Source organism: Streptomyces sp. NPDC047081 (assembly GCF_040643775.1).
Lineage (GTDB): Bacteria > Actinomycetota > Actinomycetes > Streptomycetales > Streptomycetaceae > Streptomyces.
In genome coordinates this window covers 1-24,038 of sequence record NZ_JBEYUY010000058.1, presented here as the reverse complement: position 1 = coordinate 24,038, position 24,038 = coordinate 1, and the positions used below count along the sequence as shown (strand labels likewise).

The window sequence follows — 24,038 nt, the reverse complement described above, 5'->3', positions numbered from 1 at the left end:
TGGGCTGCGTGCTGCGTGTCGAACTCCGGGACCGGATCGCCGTGTTGACCCTCGACCGGCCCGGGCGGCTCAATGCCGTCGGCCTCCGGTGACCAACGGCCCACAGACCGGGGGCCGGTGCGCACGAAACCGTGGGAGCCGTGGTTCCCGATCGAGGGGCGAGTACGAGGAGTTGTGTGATGGCGAAGGCCTATCTGGTGGGCAGCGGAATCGCGGCGCTCGCCGCGGCCGCGTTCCTGATCCGCGACGGCGGCTTCGACGGCGCCGACATCCATCTGTTCGAGGAGCAACGCGACGTCGGGGGCAGCCTGGACGCGGGCGGCACACCGGAGACCGGCTACTCCATGCGCGGCGGGCGGATGTTCGAGGCGGAGTTCCGTTGCACGTACGACCTGCTGTCCGGCATCCCCACCCTCGACGACCCGGCGGTGTCCGTGACCGAGGAGATCCTCGCCGGGCACGAGGAGTTCGCCTGGGACGACGTCGCGCGGCTGGTGGACGGGGACGCGCGGATCGTCGACACCGCCTCGATGGGGTTCTCCGAGCGCGACCGGCTGGACCTGGTCCGGTGTCTTGCTGCTCCCGAGGGGCATCTGGACGGGAAGCGGATCACGGACTGCTTCGGTGAGCACTTCTTCACCACGAACTTCTGGTTCATGTGGTGCACGACGTTCGCCTTCCAGCCGTGGCACAGCGCGATCGAGTTCCGCCGCTATCTCAGGCGGTTCGTCCATCTCTTCCCGGAGTTCGCCTCGATGTCGGGCATCCACCGGACCCGCTACAACCAGTACGACTCGATCGTGCGGCCGTTGACGGCCTGGCTGCGCGAGCGCGGGGTCACCGTGCACACCGGCTGCCGGGTCGTCGACCTGGGGTTCACGCCGGGATCGCACAGCGGCACGGTGGACACCATCCACCTCTCCCGGTGCGGCGGCGAGGAGCAGATCGCCGTGTCGCCCGAGGACCTGGTCCTGGTCACCAACGGTTCCATGACGGACGCCTCCAGCCTCGGCTCGCACACGGCCGCACCGCCCCCGCCGGCCCACCGGTCGCAGGCGTGGCTGCTGTGGCACCGCATCGCCCGTGGACGCCCGGAGTTCGGCAACCCGGCCGCCTTCGACAAGTTCGTGAAGGAGTCCCGCTGGGAGTCGTTCACGGTCACCGCCAAGGACCCCGTGTTCCTGGAGGCGCTGGAGAAGTTCAGCGGCCGCGAGACCGGCCGGGGCGGGCTGATGACCTTCACCGCCTCCAACTGGCTGCTCACGATCGTCGCCAACCGCCAGCCCGTCTACCGCGACCAGCCCGACGGCGTCTCCGTCTGGTGGGGCTACGGCCTGTTCCCCGGGCGCGCGGGCAACCGCACGCCCAAGCCGATGACCATGTGCTCCGGCCGGGAGATCCTCGAGGAGGTGCTGCACCACCTGCCCTTCGACGAGGCGACCGCGGAGCGGGTCCTCGCGACTTCCACCGTGGTGCCCTGTCTGATGCCGTACATCACCAGCCAGTTCCTGGTGCGCCGGCGCGCGGACCGTCCCCGGGTCGTGCCCGAGGGCTCGGTGAACCTCGCGTTCATCGGGCAGTTCGCGGAGGTGCCGGACGACGTCGTCTTCACCGTCGAGTACTCGGTGCGCACCGCCTGGACGGCGGTGGCCCGGCTGCTGCGCCTCGACCGGCAGCCGCCCGCGGTCTACAAGGGGCACCACGATCCGCACGTGCTGGCCGCCGCCCTGGAGACCATGCACCGGAGGTAGGGGGCAAGGCACGACGACTGCGGGCCGGTGATCGTCCGGCGCACGCCGGTGCCGGTGAAGGCCAGGGTCGCGGCCGCCGCGACCGCGAGCAGGACCAGTCCCAGCGCGTACCAGCACAGGGCGCCGTACACCGAGCCCATCACCAGCGGCGGCACGAACCCGCCCAGGCCGCCCGCCGCGCCGACGACGCCGGTGACGAAGCCGACCTTGTCCGCGGGGGCGAGGAACGCCACCAGCGCGAACACCGCGCCGCTGCCCGCGCCCGGCGAGCCGGCCATGACCAGGCAGGCGAGGGTGCCCAGGGGTTCGAGGGCCGGGGTGAGGGACTGCAGCACCGCGCCGGCGACCACGGCGGTCAGTGCTCCGCCCAGCACGCGCACGAGGCCGACGCACTCCGCCAGCCAGCCGCCGCTCGGGCGGCATCGCGACCGCGAGCAGCACGAACCCGGTCAGCCGGTTCGCCGCGTCCGCCTGACTGAGGCCGTAACCGGTCTTCAGATACGTCGGCAGGCAGACGGAGAAGGCGACGTAGCCGCCGAAGGCCACCGCGTAGGGGGCGGACGCCTGCCAGGTGATCCCCGGGCGGAGGGTGGCCGCCAGCCGGTGCGACAGCGGCTCGGTGGGCACCCTCCGCCCGGGGCGTGTCGCAGGAACACGGCCGCCACCGCGGCGTAGGCCACGAGTACCGCGGCGGTGAGCAGGAAGGTCACGGCCGTGCCGTGGGCCTTAACCAGCTTCACCGTCGTCAGGGCGCTGATCGCGGTGCCGCCCATGCCCATGCGGAGGAAGAACTCCCCGAACAGCAGCGCGGCGAGGGAGGAGTGCCCGGCGAGCCCACCACGACCGGCACGGCCACCAGCAGCGACTGCTGGAAGGAGCTGAGCTCCAGGGTGTCCTTGAAACGGGGGCCGAGCGGGCTGAGCGGCGCCCATGCGCCCGGGCCGGCATCAGCCACGCCCTGCCTGGCACGGAGCCGGGTTGGCCGCCGTATCGCCTCTCCTCGTCGACGGCGGGCGACACGCGAGGCACTTCGGTGTCCGCAGCCACTGTCCGCGGCGCACGTCCCCGGCCACGCTGGGCCGACCGTTCTCTTCACGGGCCCGGCAGTCTCAAGTCGCGGATCACGCGGTTCGCCCCCGCGGATCGCCAGGGGCCCGTGGGGCACCGAGGGGGCCGTTCGGCCTCTGCGGGACCCGTGCCCGCCCGGCGAGGCTGGACAGTGAGGCTGTAAGGGGGAGACATGGGACACGACGGCTCGGCCCATCTGCTGCACCGGTTCGACCGGTGGATGTACCGCGACGGCCGCCCGGGCCGGCTGGCCCGCCTGATGAACCGGCAGACGGCGATCGCCGCTTCCGCCGGGCTGTCGCCGCGCCGGCTGGTCACGCTGGAGGTGTCCGGTCGCCGTACGGGCCGCCGTCTCTCGCTGCCTGTGGTGGTCGCGGATCACGAGGGCGAGCGCTATCTGGTGTCGATGCTCGGCGAGGACGTCAACTGGGTGCGCAACGTCCGTGCGGCCGGCGGGCGCGCGGTGCTGCGGCACGGCCGGCGCGTCGCCGTACGTCTGGAGGAGGTCGAGGTCGGCTCCCGGGCACCCGTGCTGCGCCGTTATCTCGCACTGGCACCGGGGGCCCGGCCGCATCTGCGGCTGGACCGGCGGGCGCCGCTGGAGGAGTTCGAGCGGATCGCCGACCGCGTCCCCGTCTTCCGCATCCTGCCCGACACGGAGAACAGCTGAGGTCGACCGTGTACACGACGCACACCCAGGGCCACCACGCCGCCGGCCACCTGGTCCGCGCGGCCGTCGCGGCGCCCTCGGTCCACAACACCCAGCCCTGGTCGTTCGTCCACCAGGAGGGCGGACTCGACCTGTTCGCGGACGCCGGGCGCCGGCTCCCGCTCACCGACCCGGACGGCCGCGAGCAGCTGATCAGCTGTGGGGCGGCCCTGTTCAACGTACGAACGGCCATGCGTCACCTGGGTTCTGCGCCCGTGGTGCGGCTGTTCCCCGCCCCGGGGGATCCCGCGCATCTCGCGCACATCGGCTGGGGGCCGTACGCCCGGCCGTCCGCCGCCGACGACCTCGCGTACCGCGCCCTGTGGCAGCGGCGCACGCACCGTGGGCCCTTCCGGCAACTCCCGCTCCCGGAACCGCTGTTCGGAGAACTGCGTACGCATGCCCGGGCCGAGGGCGCCGAGTTGTACCAGGTGGAGTCCCGGCCCGCCCGGGAGCACCTCGCGGAACTGGTCCGCACCGCCGAGGCCATGCGCCGCGACGACCCCGGGCAGCTCGCCGAACTGGCCCGCTGGACCCACGCCGCCCGGGACGGGTACCAGGACGGCGTCTGCCTGGACGCCTGCGCCGGCCCTTCTGACGGCACCGGCCTGATGGGGCGCGAGTTCCTCCGTCCCGCGCGTGAGCTGCCCGCCGCACCCGCGGTGTGGCCGTCCGGCACGGGACTGGTCCTCCTTCTCACCACCCGGCACGACACGCCTGAGGACCGGCTGCGCGCCGGCCAGGCCCTGCAGCGTGTCCTGTTGCACGCCACGGTCCGCTGGACCGCCGCCGCCTTCCACACACAGCCCCTCGAACTGTCCGGGCTGCGCGAGCGGATCCGCACCTCGATCGCCCGGGGTGAGTTCCCCCAGATGATCCTCCGCCTCGGCCACGCCGCCCGGGGGCCCGCAACCCCGCGCCGGCCGCCGGAAGCGGTCCTCACGGAGCGGTGACGGGAGCCCGGTCACCGGTACCACAAGGCGCGGGGACGGGCTCGCCGGGCCGCGCCGCGAAGACGGAACGCGCCGCTGCGATGTGCCCTGGTGAGCAGGCGGGTCCAGCGTGCCACGGCGCCCCGGGCCCGCCGGGGCACCCGGACGCGGGGTACCCGCCCGTTCCGCAGACCGGGCTCGCCCGGCCGGGGAACCGCGACGACCGGGCACCGGGCGCGTCGCAGCACATCGCGGACCACCGAACCGAGCAGCAGGCCGGTGACGCCGCCGTGACCGCGGATGCCCACGACCAGACCGAGGGCGTGCGCGGACTCCTGGACCAGGACCCGGGCCGGACGGCCCCGGACCACTTCGTGGCGGACATCCACCTCCGGGTGCACCGCCCGGTGGGCCTCCACCGTCTCCGCAAGGAGTCTGCGCCCCTCCCGCAGGGCCGCCCGCTCGTCCAGCACGCCGAGCAGCGGTGTGTGCCACACGTACACCACCCGCAGCCGCGCCCCGTGCCGGGCCGCCGCCTCGAAGGCGTGGTCGACGGCGGCCACGGAGTGCCGGGAGCCGTCCACTCCGACGTCCACACCGACGACGAAGTACGGCCGCCCGTCGGCCCCACGCGCATCGCCGACGACCACGACCGGGCAGTGGGTGCGTGCCATGACCGGCAGTGCGAGGGACACGGAACCGATCGCCACGGCCGCCGCGGTGCGTGCCTGATCGCGCAGGAGCCGCACCGGATCGCCCGCGGCGAGCACCGTGGAGACCTCCAGCCGCGGGTGTCGGTCGAGGATGAAGCCGACCGCGTCGCGCAGGGTGCGCTCCGCCGCCCCGCGCCCGTGGCCCAGCGTCGCGAGGGTGTGGACCAGCCGGAGGGGGACGTCGCGTCGGGCGGCCTCGTCGGCGCCCCAGGCGAGAGCCGGGCGGTGGGTCGGGCCGGGGCCGATACCGACCACGATCGGTGGACGTCCGGGTGTCGTCATCGCATCCCCCGCCCGTCGTCGGCGTCCTCGCTTCCGCGAGGATGCGGCGGCGGCCCGGCCCGGCGGCAGAGGACGAACGGCCCCTTTGCCCGGGTCCGGTGGATCCCGCAGGCTGAAGACGGCGGAGATCGGCGCGACGCAGGGACCGGGAGGCGGTCGTACCCATGAACGGGCAGGTCACCGGCGGTTCCGGGGAGACGCGGGTACTGGTGGTCGAGGACGACCGCGGTATCGCGGACTCGCTGGTGCGCGGGCTGCGGCAGGCCGGCTACACGGTCGACGGCGTCCGCAGCGGCCGGGACGCGCTGGCGGCTCCCTCGGCCGACGTGGTCCTGCTCGATCTGGGGCTGCCGGACATCGACGGCATCGAGGTCTGCCGGCGGCTGCGGGCCAGGTCCGACGCCGCGATCATCGCGGTGACCGCGCGGGGCGAGGAGGCGGACCGGGTGGTGGCCCTGGACGAGGGGGCCGACGACTACCTGGTCAAACCCTTCGGCCTGGCCGAGCTGATGGCGCGGATCCGCGCCGTGCTGCGGCGCAGGCGCCCGGCCGGGCCGGAGATCCTGCGGCACGGGCCGCTGGCGGTGGATCTGCGCACCCGGCAGGTCTCCGTGGCGGGCCGTCCGGTCGCGCTGACCCCGAAGGAGTTCGGCATCCTGGAGTGCCTGAGTGCCGATCCGGGCCGGACGGTGAGCCGGCAGGAGATCCTCGAACGGGCCTGGGACGCCCACTGGTACGGCCCCACCAAGGTGCTGGACGTGCACGTGACGGCCCTGCGCCGCAAGCTCGGCGTGCCGGGGCTGATCGAGACGGTCTACGGGCACGGCTTCCGGCTCGGCGCCGTCGAGGAGTCCGCGGGGCCGCCGTGAGACGCCGGATCACCCTGACGTTCCTCGCCCTGACCACCGTGCTGCTGGTGCTGGCGGTGGTACCGCTCGGGGTGCTCATGACGGCCCGGGAGCGTGTGTCCTTCCGCGACGACCAGCGCTCGGCGACCCGGGTGATCGCGGCGGCGGCCGAGGAACACCTCTCCGACCACCGGTCGGACGCCGCCATGCGCAAGGAACTGGAGGCGGCGGCCGACGCCGGGGACTGCGCCGCCGTGTACGACGCCGCGGGCCGCCCGGTGGCGAGCACGCCGTGCTCCGCCGCACGGGGTGAGGAAGCCGAGGAACTGGTGGAGCGGGTGCTGGCCGGACACGAGCCCGAGCCGCCGGAGAACGAGGGCCGGCTGCTGGCCGCGGAGCCGGCCGGCGATGTACGGCAGCCCGCCGGGGCCGTCGTACTGGCTCGTTCCGCGGATCCGCTCGACGCGCGGATCGCCGCGATCTGGGGCTGGTCCGCCGCGATCGGCGCGCTGGGGCTCGCCGCGTGCGTCCTGTTGTCGGTCCGGCTCGCCCGCTGGGTGAGCCGCCCGCTGTCGACGCTGGACGCGACGGCCCGGCGGCTGGGCGAGGGGGACCTGGGCGAGCGGGCGGTCGTCGATGGCGGGCCGCCCGAAGTGCGGCGGCTGGCGGCCACGTTCAACACGATGGCGGGTCGTACGGAAGCGCTGGTGCACGGTCATCGGGCGGTGATCGCCGATGTGTCGCACCAGCTGCGCACCCCGCTCGCCGCGCTCCGGCTGCGGCTCGACGTGCTGGCCGCCGGCGCCGCGGCAGGGACGGCGGCGGAGCTGGCCGCCGCCCAGGAGGAGATCGCCCGGCTGTCCCGGCTGGTCGACGGACTGCTGGCGGTGGCGCGCGCCGAGCAGGTCACGCCCCGTCCGGTCGCCGTGCGGGTCGACGAGGTGGTGGCGGAGCGGGTGGCCGCGTGGTCGCCGGTCGCCGAGGAACGGGGCGTCATGCTCACGCAGACCCCGGGGGCCGCCCTCACCGCAGCAATGGGCAGCGGGCATCTGGAGCAGGTCCTGGACAACCTGATCGCGAACGCGCTGGACGCCGTGCCCGACGGCGGGAACGTCACGGTCGGCCACCGGGCGGCCGGGGGCTCGGCCGAGGTGCGGGTGCGCGACGACGGGCCCGGGATGGACGCGCGGGCGAAGGAGGTGGCCTTCCACCGGTTCGGCAATCCGGAGGCCAGGAACACCGGTCTGGGGCTGGCCATCGTCCACCGGCTGGTCACGGCCAACGGAGGCGTCGTACGGCTGGAGGACACTCCGGGTTCGGGGCTGACCGTCGTACTGGAATTGCCGCTGTGGACGGGGTCCTCCGCGGCGGCTCCTTCGCGGGGCCGAGATCTTAACCGGTTCTGAAGGAGAGTTGAGCAGGTTCCCGGGAGCCGGTGGCAGAGCCTGGAGATGCACGCAGCCGAGAGAGGGCCGCCGATTCCCCGGGAGCCGCTGCCATGTCGTATCCGCCCGACGACTTCGACCGACCTGCCGCACCGCCCGCCGGCGCGGCCCGCGCGCGCGATCGCGGCGTGGCGCGGATCCGTGGCCTGACCCGGTGGATCGCGGTCGCGGCGGTGGCCGGCGCCGCCGCCCTGGGAACCGTCTACACCCATGTGCTGCCCGGGAGTTCGGCCTCGCCCGCGTCGCCGGGCCCGGCCGCGCACAACCCCGTGGTGCCCTCCTCCTCCCCGGCCGCCCGCAGCTCGGGCGGGGACGACGAGGGCGGCGAGGAGGGAGACGACGGAGGCACGCGGCCCGCCCTCCAGGTCCCTGCGCAGCCGCCCACCCCCACCCAGCAGCAGCCCCAGGCCACGACGGGGGCGTCATGACGGTCCCGACCGCGACACCGCCCGCCGAGGTGAGGTTCCCCGCCCTCGGCACCACCGCTGTCCTGCTGGTCACCGACCCGTCCGCGCTACCCGCCGCGGAAGCGGTGCTGCGTGCCGAGCTGACCGCCGTCGACGCGGCGTGCAGCCGTTTCCGGCCGGACTCGGAACTCACCCGGGTGAACCTGTCCGCGGGCAGCCCGGTGACCGTGGGCATGCGGTTCGCCGAGGCCCTGCAGGCCGCGCTCCGGGCGGCCGAGCTCACCGACGGCGCGGTCGACCCGACCGTGGGCCGTGCGGTGATCGCGCTCGGCTACGACCGTACGTTCGCCCGTCTCCGTCCCGAGGACGCCCGCCCGCTGCCGGTGTTCCGGCCCGCGCCCGGCTGGCGGCGGATCGCCTGGGACCCGCGCACCGCGACCCTGTGCCTGCCCCCGGACACGTCCCTCGACCTCGGTGCGACCGCCAAGGCCCTCGCCGCCGACCGGGCCGCCCGGCGGGCCGCCGTCATGGCGGACTGCGGGGTCCTGGTCAGCCTGGGCGGCGATCTGGCGGTGGCCGGTCCCGCGCCGGACGGCGGCTGGCGGATCGCGCTCGCCGACGACCACGCCTCGCCCGTGCCGCACGGCGGCCCCGCCGTCACCGTGACCAGCGGCGCGCTGGCGACCTCGGGCACCCGCGTACGCACCTGGCGCCGTGCGGGTCGCCCCGTGCACCACATCGTCGACCCGGCCACCGGGGAACCCGCCGCGCCGGTCTGGCGCACCGTCACCGTCGCGGCGGGCACCTGCGTGGACGCCAACACGGCGAGCACGGCGGCGATCGTCCGCGGGCACGCGGCCGTCGACTGGCTGCGCGGTACCGGGCTGCCCGCCCGCATGGTGGCCCCGGACGGCCGTGTCGTACGGGTCGGCGGATGGCCGTCGGAAGCCACGGTGCCGGGAGGTCCGCGATGACGAACCTCGCCCTGGTGGGCAGCCCGCTCTGGTACGCCAGTCGCGCCGGCGGCACCCTCGCGCTGGTGCTGCTCACCGCGACCGTGGTGCTCGGCGTCGCCTCCGGCGGTCGGGCCGCGCCCCGCACGGTCGGCCGCTTCGAGATCGGCCTGCTGCACCGCAACCTGTCCCTGCTCACCCTGGTGTTCCTCGTCCTGCACGTGGTCACCGCGGTGCTCGACCCGTTCGTGCACCTGGGCTGGGCGGTGACGGTCCTGCCGTTCGCGGCCGCCTACCGACCGCTGTGGCTCGGCCTCGGCACGGTCGCCCTCGATCTGCTGCTGGCGGTGCTGGCCACCAGCGCGCTGCGGCTGCGGATCGGGGTGCGCCGGTGGAAGGCCGTGCACTGGCTGGCGTACGCGGCCTGGCCGTTCGCGCTCTTCCACGGCGCGGGCACGGGCACCGACACCCGGCTCTCTCTCCAACTGTGGCTGTACGCGGGGTGTCTGGCCTCCGTCGTCGGTGCCGTGTGGTGGCGGCTGGCGAAGGCCGGTCCGGGGCGGGCCGCCGGGCGGCTCGTCGCCGCCGTGACCGCGGGCGCCGTCCCCGTCGTCCTCACCACGTTCCTGGCCGCCGGACCGCTCCAGCCCGGATGGGCCCAGCGTGCCGCCACCGCGACGGCACTCCACCTCGGAGGAGGCCGGTGAACGCCCCTGCCCCGACGGCCACTCGGCACGGCACCGACACCCGGCTGCTGAGCGGCTGGTGCGCCACCGGCCGCCCCGCCGACCTCACCGACCACCTGCGCCGGTACGGAACCCCACCGGTCACGGCGGTGCGCGGCAACCGCCACGCCATGCCCCTGGTACGGGCGTTGGAGGCGGCCGGGCTCACCGGCCGGGGCGGCGCCGGGTTCCCCACCGCCCGGAAACTGCGGGCGGTGGCGGCGGGGCGGGGCCGGCCCGTGGTCGTCGTCAACGCCATGGAGAGCGAACCGGCCAGCCGCAAGGACCAGTTCCTGCTCGCCGTCGCTCCCCACCTCGTCCTCGACGGTGCCGTGCTGGCGGCGGAGGCGGTCGGCGCCGACACGGTCCACCTGTGCGTGCCGCGCGGCCGTTCGGCGCAGTACTGGCAGCTAAGCAGGGCGATGGACGAGCGTCAGGACGTATCTCTCGACGAGGTGTCGCTGCGGCTGCACGCCCTTCCGCACGCGTACGTCTCCAGCGAGTCGACGTCCCTGGTGCGCTGGCTCGACGGGGGCGAGGCCCGTCCGCTGGGCGCCCCGCCGCGCAGCCACGAACGGGGCGTCGGACGCCGCCCCACGCTGGTCCACAACGCGGAGACCCTCGCCCACCTCGCTCTCGTCGCCCGCCACGGGCCCGGCTGGTTCCGGCAGACCGGGACCCCGCAGGAACCCGGCACCACACTGGTCACGGTCTCCGGCTCGGTCGCCGCGCCCGGTGTCCTGGAGGTCGCCCTCGGCACACCGCTCGCCACGGTCCTGGACCGCGCGGGCGGTCCCGCCGAACCGCTGCAGGCGGTCCTGCTCGGCGGGTTCGCCGGCGGCTGGCTCCCGGCACAGCACCTGGGCGCCCCGTGGTCCCGGCAGGCCCTGGCCCCGCTGGGTGCCGCGCCCGGCGCGGGCGTGCTCGTCGCGCTCCCGCACTTCGCCTGCGGGCTCACCGAGACGGCCCGGATCCTCGCCTACCTGGCCGCGCAGAGCGCCGGGCAGTGCGGCCCGTGCCGCTTCGGCCTGCCCGCGGTGGCCGACGACTTCGCCACCCTGGCCGCCGGGCAGGCCGACCAGGTCCTGCTGTCCCGGCTGCGCCGCCGCACCGGTCTGCTGCCGGACCGGGGCGCCTGCCGTCACCCCGACGGCGCGGCCCGCCTCGCCACGTCCGCCCTCGGCTGTTTCGCGGACGACGTCGAGCACCACCTCACCCACGGCGCCTGCCCGGCCGCACACCGGCCGCCCCGGCTCCCCGTGCCGCCCGCGACACCCCCGGAGACCTGGCGATGACCCACACCCGGACCCTCCGCGTCGACCGCACCGCCTGCACCGGCCGGGGCCTGTGCGCCGAACTGCTCCCGGAACTCGTCGACCTCGACGAATGGGGCTACCCCGTCCTGCTGCAGATCACCGTCCCCACCCGCCTCCGCAGGCACGCCCGCCGCGCCGTCGCCGCCTGCCCCGTCCTGGCCCTGCGTACGGACCGCGACGGAGGCTGACCGGCCCGACCGGCACGGTGGACGGGCCCGGCGGCCCCTGGGCCGGCCTCCCTCGCAGGGTCACGCTGGGAAGCAGGACGGGCCCGACGCACCGGGTCCCGCCGCAACGGCAACCGCTCGGAAGGTGATGACCGTGTCCAGCAGGCCAACCGCCGCCGCGCTGGCGGCCCTGGTACTGATCGCCGTGCCCATCGCCGCATGCTCGACGAGCGGCGGCGCCTTCAGCGGCACGTCCCAGAACCGCTCCGTGATGGGCGGCAACTTGCAGTCGTGGGCCCCCGGCATGATGGGCGGCACCCTGCAGTCCTGGGGCCCCGGCATGATGGGCGGGTACTACTGGCTGCCCGGCGACGGCGTCCCCGTCACCACCCTGGCCCGGGCCCGCACTCACGCCGACGCCTTCGCCCGCCGGTTCGGTCTGCGTGTCGGCGAGGTCATGCAGTTCTCGCGCAACTTCTATGCCGAGCTGCGCACCCCGGCCGGAAAGCCCGCCACCGAGATCCTCGTCGACCCGGCGGACGGCGACACCGGCATCGAGTACGGCCCCGCGATGATGTGGAACACCGAGTACGGCATGCACCAACGCGGCGCGATACCGGCCCGTTTCACGCCGGCCCAGGCCCAGGCCCGCGCCCGCCAGTGGCTGCGCGACCGGAGCAGCGACCTGACGGTCGGCGAGGCCGAGGCGTACCCCGGCTACTACACCCTCCACACCCTGCGCTCCGGGAAGATCGACGGCATGCTCTCGGTCAACGCCTCGACCGGCGCGGTGTGGGACCACACCTGGCACGGCCGCTACATCGCGACCGGCTGAGGACGGCCCGACGGGGGCCGGAAGGAACCCGCTGGGGCCGCCCGGCTCCAGGCGTCCGCCGCCGCGGCTGCCCATCGTCCCGTCCCATGGAGAACGACGAGAAGCGCGACCGCCGCACCGGCGCGCCGACGCGGGCTGGCCGATGGCGGGGCGGACGGCGAGTGGGAGGGATTCCACTGGGACCGCTGGGCCCACGACAAGGTGGTGCGCTCCACCCACGGGGTCAACTCACCGGCTCCTGCTCGTGGATGGTGGACTGCTCCGAGTACGAGCCGCCCGGCTGCCCGCGCGGGGCGTCCTTCTCCTGGTACACCTGTTCCCCGGCCGGGTGCGCCACCCGTACGTGCGGGGCGAGTTGCTCAAGCTGTGGCGGGAGGCCCGACGGCGTCTCGGCGACCCGGTGGCGGCCTGGGCCGAGATCGCCTCCGACCCCGCGAAGGCCCGCGCGTACAAGCGGGCCCGCGGCAAGGGCGGCCTGGTGCGGGCCGACTGGGACGAGATGAGTGAGCTCGCCGCCGCCCATGTCCACACCGTCAAGACGTACGGCCAGGACCGCGTCGCCGGCTTCTCCCCGATCCCGGCGATGTCGATGGCCTCCTTCGCGGCCGACGCCCGTTTCATGTCGCTGATCGGCGGCCGTACCAAAGCACGTTCGTGGCCCCTCAGTGCGTCAGGTCCACCCCGTACAGGCTGCGTCCGCCGACGAGTTCGCGGCCGGTGACCAGTTCGGGCGCTATGCGGATGAACACCTCTTCAGGCGAGGGCACCCAGGAGCGCGGGCCGGTGCGCACCAGCCGGGCGTGTTCGGCCGGGTCGGTCACCACGTTGGCCGAGCCGGTGACGACGACGCTCCAGCCGGCGTGCGCGGCCGCGTCGACCTCGTCGGCCTCGAAGGCGACCACGACGCCGTCGACGGCACGGACCAGCTCCGAGGCCGCCGAGGTCCGCAGCAGGACCGCCCCGTCGCCGTCCAGACAGAAGTTGACGGGCAGCACCGCGGGCAGCGCCTGACGCGTGTGGACGATACGGCCGACGGGCACCTGTGCCAGCAGACGCAGGCACTCCTGCCGTTCGAGTTCTCGGAAACCGTCGTTCGGATACATGGGCCAGTCCGTCTCTCGCCTGGGTACAGCGCCGGAGCGTTCCCTCCATGCTGCGCCGGGCACGGGATGGGGGTGAGGGACCATCGGTCCCGGTCCGGCCGGAGAACGTCCCGGGTCACGCCGTGATGCGCCGCCCGGTGATGGACACGGGGTCGATGCGCACCCACTCCTCGCGGTTCCCGCCGGCCCAGGGCGCGCCGCGGGCCAGTCCGGCGAGCCGCGCGATCTCGCCGGGATCCGTCACGGTCCGGGCGTGTCCCCGCACGAGGACGCTCCAGCCCGTGCTGAGGGCGTCGTCGATGCGGTCGGCCTCGAAGGCGACCTGGCAGCCGGACGCCTGGGCGGGCGTGCTGCCGGGTTCGGTGCGGAAGACGATCGCGCCGTCGACGACGCTGTAGTTGACGGGCACGACGACGGGACCCGAGGCGGTGGGCACCGCGATCCGTCCCACGCCGTGGTCGGCGAGCAAAGCCCGGCACTCCGGGACGCTGAGCTCGACGAGGCGGGCACCAGGCGCGGGTCGCCCGCGGCCGGGCGGCAGACCGGCGTCGCCGCCGGTGAGGTCGCGCACGGTGGTCTCCAGCACCTCGGCCAGCCGCAGCAGGACGCCCGAGCCCGGGACGGCGCCGGGGCGCTCCTCCAGGTACTTGAGGTAGCCCGGCGCCATTCCCGCCCGGTCGGCCGTCTCGCGCCGGCTGAACCCGAGTTCCGCGCGCCGCGCGGCGATACGGCGCCCGAGATCGCCCAGCGCCTGCCCCTGCGTCTCCCGGGACGGTGCCTGTTCCGCCATGGCCCGTCACTTCCTCTCGTACGACCGGGCGCGGACCCGGCGCCGGGGTTGTCCCCTGGGCTCAGTTTGTCCGGTTACGACGCGGTGCGCTTGGGCCGGTCGGCCCTGCCCACGCGGCCGGACGGAGCCGTTCCGGGCCCTGCCGGTCAGGTGAAGACGATCTGGCCGCCGGCCGCGTACTCGTAGAACTCACCGACCGTGATGATGCCCCGGGACCTGCCGAACAGCCACGTTCACCACGACCCGGCCGCCGTCGAAGTCGCCCAGCGCGTGCCACGGGCCTATCGCGCCGGGCAGGTCGTAGAAGGTGAAGACCCGCTCTCCCCAGCCCGGACCGGTCAGCCCTTCGGTCTCCTCCGGCAGGAGCACGGCATCCGTGGCGATCACGAGGACGTCGTACGACGGCCGGATACGGACGCGAACGGACAAGGTGATACGGCTCGGCGAGCCCGAACGGCACGAACAGCAGGCCGGGCCGGCAGAGGTGATCGTCGTGCTGGTCGACGACCGTGATCCGGTACGTGCCCTCGCCGTACCGGCGACATGGCCGAGCACCCACCGGGTGACGCACAGATGGAGGGGCACCGCCGTAGCGGTGCCCCTGTGCGGGCTGTTCGGGACTGCCGAGGTCAGAGGAGCCAGCGGTTGCGGCTGACGAAGGGCAGTCGCGCCCAGGCCTTGCCCAGGCCCCAGGTGGCGCCGGCGCCCGCCGCCGCGAGGGCGATGAGGACGACGGCGTAGATGACGTGGTAGTCGGTGAACGGGTTGGTCGACATGCTCAGCGAGCCGTCGGACAGGTGCTTGGCGGGCGGCCACTCGGCGATCCACATCAGCGCCATCATCGCGGTGCCCGCGACGGCCGCGATCCGCAGGCCGATGCCCGCGATCAGGGCGACGCCGATGCCGAGCAGGCCGAGCATGAACAGCCAGTCCGCCCAGCCGGCCCCGGCCCAGTCGTGGAACGTGGACTCCATGGGACCGGCGGCCACCGAGCCGAGGAAGCCCTTGGTGGGCGAGCCGCCGTCGATCCAGCCCTTGCCGGACGGGGTGGCGTAGCCGAAGCCGAAGGTCTTGTCGAGGAAGGCCCACAGGAAGACGAACCCGGTCAGCACCCGGAGCCCGGCGAGGACGTGGGCGCTGGTGGCCGTGAGGGTCAGCGTGCCGGCCTCGTCCCCGGAGTGCCGGGCCGTCTCGGACCGGTGCAGGGACGGAAGGTGGAACCGCACGTGCCGGTGCGGCTGGTCGTGGACTGCCATGGTGCTCATCCCTCTCTAGGGGTGATGCGCGGGTTGACGACTGTCGTTGTGGTTTCAATGTCCCGCTGCGGCGGCCTGTGTCGCAGGGGCTGCGCGGCCCGCCGTGCTGGGCCGAACGTCCCTGCCGCAAGGGCCTGTTCAGCCGCGGGGGCGGCGGGTCGAGGCCCGGTCAGACGGCCGGCACGAGGATCACGGGGCAGTGCGAGCGGTGCAGCAGGGCGTGCACGACCGAGCCCGGGCGAAGGCCGTGTCCGTCCGCGCGGCGGTGGACGCCGATGACGACGACGTCGGCCTCACGGGTGGCCTCCAGCAGCGCGTGCGCCGGCGAGCTGCGCACCGTGCGCGACTCGACGCCGACCAGGGGATGCCGCTCGCGCAGCTCGGCCATGGCGAAGCGCGGCACGGCCGACTCGCTGGCGTCGCGCTGGGCGAGTTCTCGCTGGCCGGGGCTGGTCGCGGGGAGCATCGACGGCAGCTCGGGGCCGACGTGGCGGTGGGCCCAGGAGTGCAGGACGCGCAGCTGGGTCTCGCGCCGCTCCGCCTCCTGGAAGGCGTAGGCCGCCACGTCCGCGTCGGCGTCGCTCTCCAGGCCCAGCACCACCTCGCGGCCCTTGTCGCAGCGGTGGTCGCCGCGCACGACGAGCAGCGGGCCGTGCGTGTGCGCGGCCAGCCGCAGGCTCACAGAGCCGAACAGCGTTCCGGTGACCCCGCCGAGCCCGCGATTGCCGACGACGGTGAGGACCGCGTCCTCGCTCTCGCGCGCCAGGGCTTCCACCGCACCGCCCTCGACGGCCACGCTCTCGACCGGCAGACCGGGATGACGGGCGCCGATCCGCGCGGCGGCCGAGGCCAGCACCGGGCCGGCCTCGTCGAGATCGGAAACGGCGTGGACGATCCGCAGGGCGGCACCGCGGCGCTCGGCCTCCTGCGCCGCCCAGTCCAGGGCCCGTACGGAGATGAGCGAGCCGTCCACTCCGACGGCCACGTGCTGGGAAGTCATGGCGATGGTCCCTCCTGTGTTTCCCTCCGGTCGTGTCCGGACGGGGCCGAGCCCGCAAGGGGCCCACCTTTCAGGCTCCGGCGGAGAACCGGCCGGGGAACGGGGCCATGGGTCCCGCCCCGCCGGAGAGTGACCCCTCGGGGCGGTGTTCGCGCCCGCAGCGGGCCGCCCGGCCCGCCCGGGCCCGGGAGCAGGGCCGACCGGCCCTTCCGCCGGATCCGGCGCCGGGTTTTGATCTGTCTATGGCCGAGAACCGCACCACGATCGCGTCCTGCCACACGGAACGCACCGTCGGCGATGCCACCGTCGTGGAACTGCGCGGCGAGATCGACATCCTCACGGAGTCGGCACTGTCCGTGCGCATCGACGCCCTCACCGCCGGGACGTGTCCCGATCTGGTGCTGGATCTGCGTCCCGTGACCTTCATCGACTGCAGCGGACTGCGCCTGCTGTGCCGGGCGCACAACCGTGTGCAGGGCCGGCAGGGCAGGCTCCGGCTGATCGCCGACCGCGATCGCCTCATGCGCATCCTGCAGCCCGCCCGCCTCGCCGGCGTCTTCGAGATCCACCCCGACCTGCCCACCGCGCTCTTCGGTGCGCGCCGGCAGGACGCTCTCGCCGCCACGGCCGGCTGACCGGGCCCCGCCCCGGGCGGGACCCGGTCATCTCATCGCCGCGGCGTCCTGGCGTCGAGCACGGCACCGGCCGCGCGCCGTGGGGTGGCGGGGCCCTCCGGGCCGTAGCCCAGGCGGATCAGCATCTGCGCGTGGCCGGTGTGCTCGGGGTCCGGGCTCACGAAGCGGCGCAGGTCGGGCCATTCCATCGGCTGGTGCAGCAGGGACGCGCGCATGCCGAGGGCCGTGGCCACCAGCAGGACGTGTTCGAGCGCCTCGCCCGCGCGCAGCCAGTCCGTACGGCGGTCGTGCTCGGTCCTGAGCAGGGCGATGACCGGGGTGGTCTCGAAGTCCTGGGCCGACAGCCGCTCCGCGTGCCGCGCGGCGGTGAAGTCGCGCATGGGGATACGTTCCCGCGCGTCCTGCGGGCCGAGTACGGTCCACGGCAGGCCCACGTCGTTCGCGTCGTCCGGGTCCCGGTGCACCCAGCGGCGGCTCTCCGTGCCGCGGTCGGAGTCGGCGCGGTTGCGGTACTCGGCCTCCGCGGTGAGCCGGAGCAGGCGTGCCGTCTCGGCCCCTTCCAGGAAGCTGAGCGCGGCGCCTTCGGCATGCGCGGCCTCGGCGAGTTCGGCCCGTGCCGGTGCCGCGACCGGCCGGTCGGAGAACGGGAACCGGCTGCTGTGCCTGCGCCAGATCGCCGGATACAGGTCGCCGCGGTGCTGCGCGGTGTGCCGGCCGGCGGATCCGGTCAGCCGCAGGGTGGCGAGCAGCCCCGGCTCCCCGGGGCGCGGCAGCAGCCGTACGACGGCCGTCCAGCCGAAGTGGACCACCGCGACACGAAGGTTGAAGACGGACGCGCCCACCGACAGGTGCAGGGCGCGGCCGACCGGATCCGCGTGACGCAGGCTCCGCTCCGGGTCCGCACGCACCTCGAATTCGACGTCCTCGGGGTTCAGCCGGAAGCGCCACGGCTGGCTGTTGAAGAACGAGGGCGCGGCCACGGCGGCGGCGACGCAGGTCTCCAGTGTCTCGGCGTCGAGAGGCGTGGATCGCATGGTGCCCTCCCTCCCGCACTGGTTTCGGAACGGGTACGGATGCCTTCGAGCGTGAGCCCCTGCGGACGGCCTGGAGAGGGGCCGATGGTCCCTCGTGGGTGGCCGGTCAGGCACACCGCGCGACCGGGACGCGGGCCGCCCGGCCGAGGGGGTTGAACGGCCCATGCGCGGCCCCGACTTGGTCCCGGTCGGCCCCACTGCTCCCCCTGTCCGGCCCATGCCGCGGCGCGCCCGCAGCCCTCACGTTGGTCGCAGTGACTACGAGACGGAGCGGGCTCATGCGTACTGGCAGGCGGACGAAGCAATGGCTGTGGCGGTGGCGGCCCAATCCGCTGCGCCGTCGCGACGACGTTCTCGAGGCGTGGCTCGTGCTGGCCGTGTGGGCGGTCGTCGCGGTGGGCGGGACGCTCGCCGGCGCGGTCACCGCCGGTGCCGCCGACGGCGTCTTCGCGCGGCAACGCGCCGAGCGCACGCCCGTACAGGCCGTCGTCGTCTCCGATGCCGCGCAGTCCGCGGCAAGGGGTTACCGGTCCCTGGTGACCGTCCACTGGACGCAGCCCGACGGAACCGCCCGTACCGACACGACCGTGGTGAGCAGCACGCCGAGGGCCGGATCGCGGCTGGAGGTCTGGACGGACACGAAGGGCGAGCTGACAACCGCGCCGCCGAGCCCGGCGGGGGCGGCCCTCGAAGCGGCGTTCCTGGGCGCCACCGCCGCGCTCGCCGCGACCGGCCTGGCGGCCGGGGCCGGCGCCGCGGCACGCTGGAGGCTGGACCGGCGCCGGGAGGACCAGTGGGGCCGGGAGTGGGACACGGTCGGTCCGCGGTGGGGGCACAAGACCGGCTGACGCGGTAGCACGCCGAGATCCTCCCGACACGTGACCTGCGCCGCCCGAACGCGGATACTGCCGACTGTGGCCGGGGTATACGGGCCCGGACCGGACGCGCGTCTCACCAGGAGGAACCCATGAAGATGTTGATCAACGTTCCGGAAACCGTGGTCACCGACGCGCTGCGCGGCATGGCCGCCGCCCATCCCGAGCTGACCGTCGACGTGGAGAACCGGGTGGTCGTACGGCGGGACGCCCCCGTGGCCGGAAAGGTCGCCCTGGTCTCCGGCGGCGGCTCCGGGCACGAGCCGCTGCACGGCGGGTTCGTGGGCCCCGGCATGCTGTCGGCGGCCTGTCCGGGCGAGGTCTTCACCTCGCCGGTCCCCGACCAGATGGTGCGGGCCGCGGCGGCCGTGGACAGCGGGGCCGGGGTGCTGTTCATCGTGAAGAACTACACGGGTGACGTGCTCAACTTCGACATGGCGGCCGAGCTCGCCGAGGACGAGGGCATCCAGGTCGCCAAGGTGCTGGTCAACGACGACGTGGCGGTCACCGACAGCCTCTACACGGCGGGCCGCCGCGGCACCGGCGCGACGCTGTTCGTGGAGAAGATCGCCGGCGCGGCGGCGGACGAGGGGCAGCCGCTGGAGCGGGTCGAGTCGGTCGCCCGGCAGGTCAACGAGAACTCCCGCAGCTTCGGCGTCGCCCTCAGCGCCTGCACCACGCCCGCCAAGGGCAGCCCCACCTTCGATCTGCCGCCCGGCGAGCTGGAGTTGGGCATCGGCATCCACGGCGAGCCCGGCCGGGAGCGGCGCGCGATGATGACCTCGGGCGAGATCGCCGAGTTCGCGGTGAACGCCATCCTGGAGGACATGCCGCCGCGCAACCCGGTCCTGGTCCTGGTCAACGGGATGGGCGCGACACCGCTGCTGGAGCTGTACGGGTTCAACGCCGAGGTGCAGCGGGTGCTCGCCGCCCGCGGTGTCGCCGTCGCCCGGACCCTGGTCGGCAACTACGTCACCTCGCTCGACATGGCGGGCGCCTCGGTCACCCTGTGCCAGATCGACGAGGAGACGCTCAGGCTGTGGGACGCGCCGGTGAAGACGCCGGGCCTGCGCTGGGGGATGTAGGGCAGCGGGCAAGCGTGTCAACGTACCTACCACGCAAGGAGATCCAGTGCTCGACGCCGACTTCTTCCGCCGTTGGATGACGGCCACCGCCGCGTCCGTCGACCGTGAGGCGGAACGGCTCACCGCCCTCGACTCCCCCATCGGGGACGCCGATCACGGCAGCAATCTGCAGCGCGGTTTCCGGGCGGTGGCCGCGGCGCTGGAGAAGGAGGCGCCGGACACTCCGGGTGCGGTGCTGACGCTGGCCGGGCGGCAGCTGATCTCGACGGTCGGCGGCGCGTCGGGGCCGCTGTACGGCACGCTGCTGCGCCGTACCGGCAAGGCGCTCGGGGACGCCGCCGAGGTGAGCGAGGAGGAGTTCGCCCAGGCGCTGCGGGCCGGGGTGGACGCGGTCATGGCGCTCGGGGGTGCGGCGCCGGGCGACAAGACGATGATCGACGCGCTGGTGCCGGCCGTGGACGCGCTCGGCGACGGTTTCGCCGCGGCCGGCGCCGCCGCCGAGGAGGGCGCCCTCGCGACGACCCCGCTGCAGGCCCGCAAGGGCCGGGCCAGCTATCTGGGCGAGCGGAGCATCGGGCACCAGGACCCGGGGGCCACCTCGTCGGCGCTGCTCGTCGCGGGGCTCCGGGAAGCGAGCGGGGCGAACGGTGAGTGACGACAAGCTGGTCGGCATCGTGCTGGTCTCGCACAGCGCCGAAGTAGCCGCTTCCGTCGCCGAGTTGGCGAAGGGCCTGGCAGGCGGCGGCACCGCCGTGCCCGTCGCGCCGGCGGGCGGCACCGAAGGAGGCGGGCTCGGCACCAGTGCGGAACTGATCGCCGCGGCCGCCGCGGCCGTGGACCGGGGCGCGGGCGTCGCCGTCCTCACCGACCTCGGCAGCGCCGTCCTCACGGTCAAGGCCCTGCTCGCGGAGGGCGACGAACTCCCCGCGGGCACACGCCTGGTGGACGCGCCGTTCGTGGAGGGCGCGGTGGCCGCGGTCGTCACGGCCTCGACGGGCGCCGACCTCGCCTCGGTGGAGGCGGCGGCAGCGGAGGCGTACACGTACCGGAAGGTGTGAGGCCGGCTTTCAGCCAAGGCCGGCTGACACTGCGGCGAGGGCCGCGCGCATCGTCCGTGTCAGCTCGGCCTCCGCCGCCGCGCGGTCCAGGTCCGTGTCGGCGCTGCTCCAGGCGTAGTGCTCGACGGCCGCGCGCAGGGCCGCGTTGAACATCGCCGCCTGGATGGCGGGCCGCAGGTCGTCGGCGGGCAGCCCGGAGCGCTCGGCCAGGGCGCGGGCGAAGGCCGGTTCCGCCTCGTCGTACGTCTGGAGCCAGACGGCGCGCAGGCCCGGTTCGGTGCGGGTCAGGCGGACCAGGGCCCCGACGGTGGCCCGGTCGGGGCCGGCGACGATCCGCAGGTCCGACGTGATCTCCCCCTCGAAGATCTCCTCCAGCGGCTGCCCCCGCCCCCACTCCCGCAGCCGCGCGGCGAGCATGTCGATGCCGGCCGTCAGCAGCGGTCGTACACACGCCTCCTTGCTCGGGAAGTAGCGCCACACGGTGCGGGCCGAGACGCCGACCGCCTGCCCGATCTGTTCACCGGTGGTCGCCGCGACGCCCTGGGTGACGAACAGGTCCACCGCGGCCCGGGCGATCTCCAGCCGGATCTCGGCCTTGCGTTCGTCGGTCAGGGGCGGTCGTCCAGTGCGTCCGCGTGCGGCGGTCATGCGGTCCTCCGGCTCGGGGTGATCACTCCTCCGGAATTCTCCACCACGACTTTATGTCACTTGACGACATTAAGTCGTATGGTGGTGATCGAACAGGAACCACAGGAACAGGAGCACCACATGGCCGGCGGATTCGACGGACGCAGCGTGATCGTCACCGGAGCGGGCTCGGGCATCGGCCGTGCCGCCGCGCTGGCCTTCGCCACGGAGGGCGCCCGGGTCGTGATCGCGGACCTGAACGCGGAGGGCGCCGAGAAGGTCGTCGCCGAGATCGAGCAGGCGGGCGGCACGGCCGTCGCGGCCGTCGGCGACCTGAGCGACCAGGCCGTGGTGGACGCGGTGGTGCGCACCGCCGTGGACACCTTCGGCGGAGTCGACGTCCTGGTGAACAACGCCGGGATCATGGACCGCATGTCGGCGCTGGCGGACGTGGCCGACGCCGAGTGGGAGCGGGTGATCCGGGTCAACCTCACCGCCCCGTTCCTGCTCACCCGGGCCGTGCTGCCGCACATGCTGGAGGCGGGCAAGGGCGCGATCGTGAACACCGCCTCCGAGGCCGGCATCCGGGGCAGCGCGGCCGGTGCCGCGTACACGGCCTCGAAGCACGGGGTGGTGGGGCTGACCAGGTCGCTCGCCGTGATGTACCGCAACCAGGGCATCCGCACGAACGCGATCGCCCCGGGCGGGACGGCGACCGGCATGATCCCGGACATCGACGGCGAGGCGCACGGGCCGAAGACGCTCGGCCCGTACTTCGGCAACGTCGGGCGGGTCTCCCAGCCGGAGGAGCAGGCCGCCGCGATCGTGTTCCTCGCCTCGGACGCTGCGAGCAACGTCAACGGCGTGATCCTGCCGGTGGACAACGGCTGGTCGGCCGTCTGACCCCCTACTTGGCGTTCTTCACGAAGAGCCGTGCCAGCCGCTGTCCGGTCGCGACGGCGGCCGCGTGGTCCTCGATGGGCTTGACCTGCGAGTCCTTGAAGACGATGTAGGTGACTCCGGAGGGCGTGCCGCCGCCGCGCGGGTCCGGGGTGATGCCGAGGCCCTTGGCGGTGGCGTAGGACGCCTCGCCGATGATGTCGTGCGGGCCGACGTCGCCGACGACCGCGTACTGCACCCGGTCCCGGTAGACGACGGCGGCGACCGCGCCGCCGTGTACGCCGTGGTTCCGGTGGTTCCAGATGCCGCTCGCGGCCGGAACCACGATGTACGGCAGGCGTTCGGCGCTCAGGTAGCGGCCGTCGGTCTGCTGGTAGGCGGTGAGCGGGGAGAACAGCGGGTCGCTGCGGCGGTTGCAGCGCGGGCCCGTCTGCCCGTCGCAGTCGATGTCCATGTCGGCCTTCCAGAAGACGGCGTCCCGGGTGCCGCAGACCGGGATGTTGGCCGGCGTCCCGTCGTCGGCGCGGTAGCGGCCGCGGGAGATCTGGGCGCAGTCACGCACCTTGGCCAGCAGGTCGGCGGCACGGACGTCGCCCTCGCGCCAGGCCACCGGCTCCTCCCGGATGCGGAAGTCTGCGGCGGGCAGCACGGCGGGAGCGAGCAGGGCGGCACAGGCCGCGACCAGCGTCAGCGACGGGACACGCACGATAAGGGACCCTCTCCTGGGGGACACTGACGGACACTCAGCCCAATCTGGTGCCGTTCCGATCATGCGGCCACCGCAGGGGGTCCGGACGGTGCACACCCGCGCCCCGGCAGGGATGTCCCGGAACTGCGCGCAGGGGCCGGGGACCTGAGCCCGTGTCGGCTCCGGCCGCCCGGCCGCCCGCGTCACGGCGCGGGAACAGCGACGACAGCGGCCCGCGCCACCGGCATGAACTCCCGAGCCCTCATGGAGAGTTCGGCCGTGAGGAGCTTCAGCATACGTAACTCCCGCGAGCGGTCACCAACAGCCTCCGGTCCCACCCGCGCTCTTGATGCGATCCCGCCCACCGCGCCATATTGGTCCGGACCATTGCATCGCGCCGTCCGGGGAGGCAGAGCCGTGCGTCGTGCCGCCGTTCTCCTGTACCGATCCCTCGCGCTGTGCACGGCCGTGGCCCTGCTCGGGGCCTGCGGGCGGAGCGAGGCGGACGAGGGCCGCGTGCCGGGCGCGCCCACGGGCGTCACGGCCGCCGCGGGCAGTTCCACCAGCGTGCACGTGATGTGGAACGCCGTTACGGCCGAGCCCCCAGTCGAGGTGTACGAGGTGTACCGCGGCCGCGCGAAGGTCGGGGAGGTGCCCGCTTCCGAGCACATGGTGGACGTCACCAGGCTCAGGCCGTCCACCGGGTACGTCTTCACCGTGCGGGCGCGGGACACCGCCGGGCGGCTCGGCCCGGCCGGCCGCGCGGTGCGCGCGACCTTGGTGCCGGTCAGCGTGTAGGAGACCTCGTCGGTCTCCTCGCGACCGTTCGTGTGCTG

Annotated in this window: 27 protein-coding genes and 3 pseudogenes; 20 read left to right on the top strand and 10 right to left on the bottom strand. The window is 74.2% G+C overall.

Going from position 1 to position 24,038, the window contains the following annotated elements; genetic code table 11:
- Positions 1 to 179 precede the first annotated feature (179 nt).
- Entirely contained in the window at positions 180 to 1,751 is a 1,572-nt protein-coding gene (locus ABZ848_RS48740) for an oleate hydratase (RefSeq protein WP_360843383.1), read from the top strand.
- A 35-nt stretch (positions 1,752 to 1,786) separates the two neighbouring features.
- Here ABZ848_RS48740 and ABZ848_RS48735 read toward each other — a convergent pair.
- Positions 1,787 to 2,742 (bottom strand): annotated as a pseudogene (locus ABZ848_RS48735) (MFS transporter); the annotation flags it as partial.
- Between the two features lie 249 nt (positions 2,743 to 2,991).
- Between ABZ848_RS48735 and ABZ848_RS48730 the strand changes: the two are divergent.
- Both ABZ848_RS48730 and ABZ848_RS48725 read left to right on the top strand, forming a co-directional pair.
- Positions 2,992 to 3,489 carry a nitroreductase/quinone reductase family protein gene (locus ABZ848_RS48730; RefSeq protein WP_360843379.1) on the top strand — a complete coding sequence of 166 codons (498 nt, stop codon included), beginning with the start codon at positions 2,992 to 2,994 and terminating at the stop codon, positions 3,487 to 3,489.
- Between the two features lie 8 nt (positions 3,490 to 3,497).
- Complete coding sequence (locus ABZ848_RS48725) at positions 3,498 to 4,481, top strand: hypothetical protein (RefSeq protein ID WP_360843376.1); 984 nt, start codon at positions 3,498 to 3,500, stop codon at positions 4,479 to 4,481.
- An 11-nt stretch (positions 4,482 to 4,492) separates the two neighbouring features.
- On the opposite strand, the gene ABZ848_RS48720 is transcribed toward ABZ848_RS48725, so the two are convergent.
- Positions 4,493 to 5,455: a universal stress protein gene (locus tag ABZ848_RS48720; RefSeq protein ID WP_360843373.1), complete on the bottom strand. Its 963-nt coding sequence runs from the start codon at positions 5,453 to 5,455 to the stop codon at positions 4,493 to 4,495.
- A 164-nt stretch (positions 5,456 to 5,619) separates the two neighbouring features.
- Between ABZ848_RS48720 and ABZ848_RS48715 the strand changes: the two genes are divergently transcribed.
- The 9 genes and pseudogenes from ABZ848_RS48715 to ABZ848_RS48675 form a co-directional block, all read left to right on the top strand.
- The gene (locus ABZ848_RS48715; RefSeq protein WP_360843371.1) at positions 5,620 to 6,324 is read left to right on the top strand and encodes a response regulator transcription factor; all 705 of its coding nucleotides are present in this window, start codon (positions 5,620 to 5,622) and stop codon (positions 6,322 to 6,324) included.
- On the top strand, positions 6,321 to 7,709 hold the full coding sequence (locus tag ABZ848_RS48710) for a HAMP domain-containing sensor histidine kinase (protein WP_360843368.1): 1,389 nt from the start codon (positions 6,321 to 6,323) through the stop codon (positions 7,707 to 7,709). Before ABZ848_RS48715 ends, ABZ848_RS48710 begins: the two co-directional genes overlap by 4 nt.
- Before the next feature lie 92 nt (positions 7,710 to 7,801).
- Positions 7,802 to 8,176, top strand: coding sequence for a hypothetical protein (locus ABZ848_RS48705; protein WP_360843365.1), 375 nt, complete (start codon positions 7,802 to 7,804; stop codon positions 8,174 to 8,176).
- On the top strand, positions 8,173 to 9,129 hold the full coding sequence (locus tag ABZ848_RS48700) for an FAD:protein FMN transferase (RefSeq protein WP_360843362.1): 957 nt from the start codon (positions 8,173 to 8,175) through the stop codon (positions 9,127 to 9,129). Before ABZ848_RS48705 ends, ABZ848_RS48700 begins: the two co-directional genes overlap by 4 nt.
- Entirely contained in the window at positions 9,126 to 9,815 is a 690-nt protein-coding gene (locus tag ABZ848_RS48695; protein ID WP_360843360.1) for a ferric reductase-like transmembrane domain-containing protein, read from the top strand. Before ABZ848_RS48700 ends, ABZ848_RS48695 begins: the two co-directional genes overlap by 4 nt.
- Positions 9,812 to 11,128: an NADH-ubiquinone oxidoreductase-F iron-sulfur binding region domain-containing protein gene (locus tag ABZ848_RS48690; RefSeq protein WP_360843358.1), complete on the top strand. Its 1,317-nt coding sequence runs from the start codon at positions 9,812 to 9,814 to the stop codon at positions 11,126 to 11,128. The genes ABZ848_RS48695 and ABZ848_RS48690 overlap by 4 nt, the downstream gene beginning before the upstream one ends.
- The gene (locus ABZ848_RS48685; RefSeq protein WP_360843355.1) at positions 11,125 to 11,337 is read left to right on the top strand and encodes a ferredoxin; all 213 of its coding nucleotides are present in this window, start codon (positions 11,125 to 11,127) and stop codon (positions 11,335 to 11,337) included. The genes ABZ848_RS48690 and ABZ848_RS48685 overlap by 4 nt, the downstream gene beginning before the upstream one ends.
- Before the next feature lie 133 nt (positions 11,338 to 11,470).
- On the top strand, positions 11,471 to 12,151 hold the full coding sequence (locus ABZ848_RS48680) for a hypothetical protein (protein ID WP_360843353.1): 681 nt from the start codon (positions 11,471 to 11,473) through the stop codon (positions 12,149 to 12,151).
- A gap of 165 nt (positions 12,152 to 12,316) precedes the next feature.
- Positions 12,317 to 12,788: pseudogene (locus ABZ848_RS48675) on the top strand (molybdopterin-dependent oxidoreductase); the annotation flags it as partial.
- Between the two features lie 25 nt (positions 12,789 to 12,813).
- Here ABZ848_RS48675 and ABZ848_RS48670 read toward each other — a convergent pair.
- The 3 genes from ABZ848_RS48670 to ABZ848_RS48660 all read right to left on the bottom strand — a co-directional run bounded on the left by ABZ848_RS48670 (position 12,814) and on the right by ABZ848_RS48660 (position 14,431).
- Positions 12,814 to 13,254, bottom strand: a complete 441-nt coding sequence (locus tag ABZ848_RS48670) for a pyridoxamine 5'-phosphate oxidase family protein (protein WP_360843350.1) — start codon at positions 13,252 to 13,254, stop codon at positions 12,814 to 12,816.
- Positions 13,255 to 13,369: 115 nt separating this feature from the next.
- The gene (locus ABZ848_RS48665; protein ID WP_360843348.1) at positions 13,370 to 14,044 is read right to left on the bottom strand and encodes a pyridoxamine 5'-phosphate oxidase family protein; all 675 of its coding nucleotides are present in this window, start codon (positions 14,042 to 14,044) and stop codon (positions 13,370 to 13,372) included.
- Between the two features lie 189 nt (positions 14,045 to 14,233).
- Entirely contained in the window at positions 14,234 to 14,431 is a 198-nt protein-coding gene (locus ABZ848_RS48660) for a hypothetical protein (protein WP_360843346.1), read from the bottom strand.
- Between ABZ848_RS48660 and ABZ848_RS48655 the strand changes: the two genes are divergently transcribed.
- Complete coding sequence (locus ABZ848_RS48655; protein WP_360843344.1) at positions 14,421 to 14,699, top strand: hypothetical protein; 279 nt, start codon at positions 14,421 to 14,423, stop codon at positions 14,697 to 14,699. The genes ABZ848_RS48660 and ABZ848_RS48655 overlap by 11 nt on opposite strands.
- On the opposite strand, the gene ABZ848_RS48650 is transcribed toward ABZ848_RS48655, so the two are convergent.
- Both ABZ848_RS48650 and ABZ848_RS48645 read right to left on the bottom strand, forming a co-directional pair.
- Positions 14,674 to 15,300, bottom strand: coding sequence for a DoxX family membrane protein (locus ABZ848_RS48650; RefSeq protein ID WP_242779216.1), 627 nt, complete (start codon positions 15,298 to 15,300; stop codon positions 14,674 to 14,676). The genes ABZ848_RS48655 and ABZ848_RS48650 overlap by 26 nt on opposite strands.
- Before the next feature lie 169 nt (positions 15,301 to 15,469).
- Positions 15,470 to 16,300 carry a universal stress protein gene (locus ABZ848_RS48645; protein ID WP_360843340.1) on the bottom strand — a complete coding sequence of 277 codons (831 nt, stop codon included), beginning with the start codon at positions 16,298 to 16,300 and terminating at the stop codon, positions 15,470 to 15,472.
- A gap of 242 nt (positions 16,301 to 16,542) precedes the next feature.
- On the opposite strand from ABZ848_RS48645, the gene ABZ848_RS48640 reads away from it, so the two are divergent.
- Positions 16,543 to 16,935 carry an STAS domain-containing protein gene (locus ABZ848_RS48640; protein ID WP_360843337.1) on the top strand — a complete coding sequence of 131 codons (393 nt, stop codon included), beginning with the start codon at positions 16,543 to 16,545 and terminating at the stop codon, positions 16,933 to 16,935.
- A 32-nt stretch (positions 16,936 to 16,967) separates the two neighbouring features.
- Here the strand turns inward: ABZ848_RS48640 and ABZ848_RS48635 are convergent, their stop codons facing one another.
- A complete protein-coding gene (locus tag ABZ848_RS48635) occupies positions 16,968 to 17,969 on the bottom strand; it encodes a nitroreductase family protein (protein WP_360843334.1) in 1,002 nt (333 codons plus the stop codon).
- Between the two features lie 278 nt (positions 17,970 to 18,247).
- On the opposite strand from ABZ848_RS48635, the gene ABZ848_RS48630 reads away from it, so the two are divergent.
- From ABZ848_RS48630 to ABZ848_RS48615, 4 genes are all read left to right on the top strand, one after another.
- The gene (locus ABZ848_RS48630; protein WP_360843331.1) at positions 18,248 to 18,817 is read left to right on the top strand and encodes a hypothetical protein; all 570 of its coding nucleotides are present in this window, start codon (positions 18,248 to 18,250) and stop codon (positions 18,815 to 18,817) included.
- Positions 18,818 to 18,936: 119 nt separating this feature from the next.
- The gene (gene dhaK, locus ABZ848_RS48625) at positions 18,937 to 19,929 is read left to right on the top strand and encodes a dihydroxyacetone kinase subunit DhaK (protein WP_360843328.1); all 993 of its coding nucleotides are present in this window, start codon (positions 18,937 to 18,939) and stop codon (positions 19,927 to 19,929) included.
- 46 nt (positions 19,930 to 19,975) lie between these two features.
- Positions 19,976 to 20,584, top strand: coding sequence for a dihydroxyacetone kinase subunit DhaL (gene dhaL / locus ABZ848_RS48620; protein ID WP_360843326.1), 609 nt, complete (start codon positions 19,976 to 19,978; stop codon positions 20,582 to 20,584).
- Positions 20,577 to 20,987 carry a PTS fructose transporter subunit IIA gene (locus ABZ848_RS48615; RefSeq protein ID WP_360843323.1) on the top strand — a complete coding sequence of 137 codons (411 nt, stop codon included), beginning with the start codon at positions 20,577 to 20,579 and terminating at the stop codon, positions 20,985 to 20,987. The genes dhaL and ABZ848_RS48615 overlap by 8 nt, the downstream gene beginning before the upstream one ends.
- A gap of 9 nt (positions 20,988 to 20,996) precedes the next feature.
- Here the strand turns inward: ABZ848_RS48615 and ABZ848_RS48610 are convergent, their stop codons facing one another.
- Positions 20,997 to 21,635 carry a TetR/AcrR family transcriptional regulator gene (locus ABZ848_RS48610; protein ID WP_360843322.1) on the bottom strand — a complete coding sequence of 213 codons (639 nt, stop codon included), beginning with the start codon at positions 21,633 to 21,635 and terminating at the stop codon, positions 20,997 to 20,999.
- Positions 21,636 to 21,755: 120 nt separating this feature from the next.
- On the opposite strand from ABZ848_RS48610, the gene ABZ848_RS48605 reads away from it, so the two are divergent.
- The gene (locus tag ABZ848_RS48605) at positions 21,756 to 22,517 is read left to right on the top strand and encodes a glucose 1-dehydrogenase (RefSeq protein ID WP_360843385.1); all 762 of its coding nucleotides are present in this window, start codon (positions 21,756 to 21,758) and stop codon (positions 22,515 to 22,517) included.
- 4 nt (positions 22,518 to 22,521) lie between these two features.
- Here the strand turns inward: ABZ848_RS48605 and ABZ848_RS48600 are convergent, their stop codons facing one another.
- Complete coding sequence (locus ABZ848_RS48600; protein WP_360843319.1) at positions 22,522 to 23,220, bottom strand: glycoside hydrolase family 75 protein; 699 nt, start codon at positions 23,218 to 23,220, stop codon at positions 22,522 to 22,524.
- A 399-nt stretch (positions 23,221 to 23,619) separates the two neighbouring features.
- Here ABZ848_RS48600 and ABZ848_RS48595 point away from each other — a divergent pair.
- Positions 23,620 to 23,979, top strand: a pseudogene (locus ABZ848_RS48595) (fibronectin type III domain-containing protein); the annotation flags it as partial.
- Between the last annotated feature and the right edge of the window lie 59 nt (positions 23,980 to 24,038).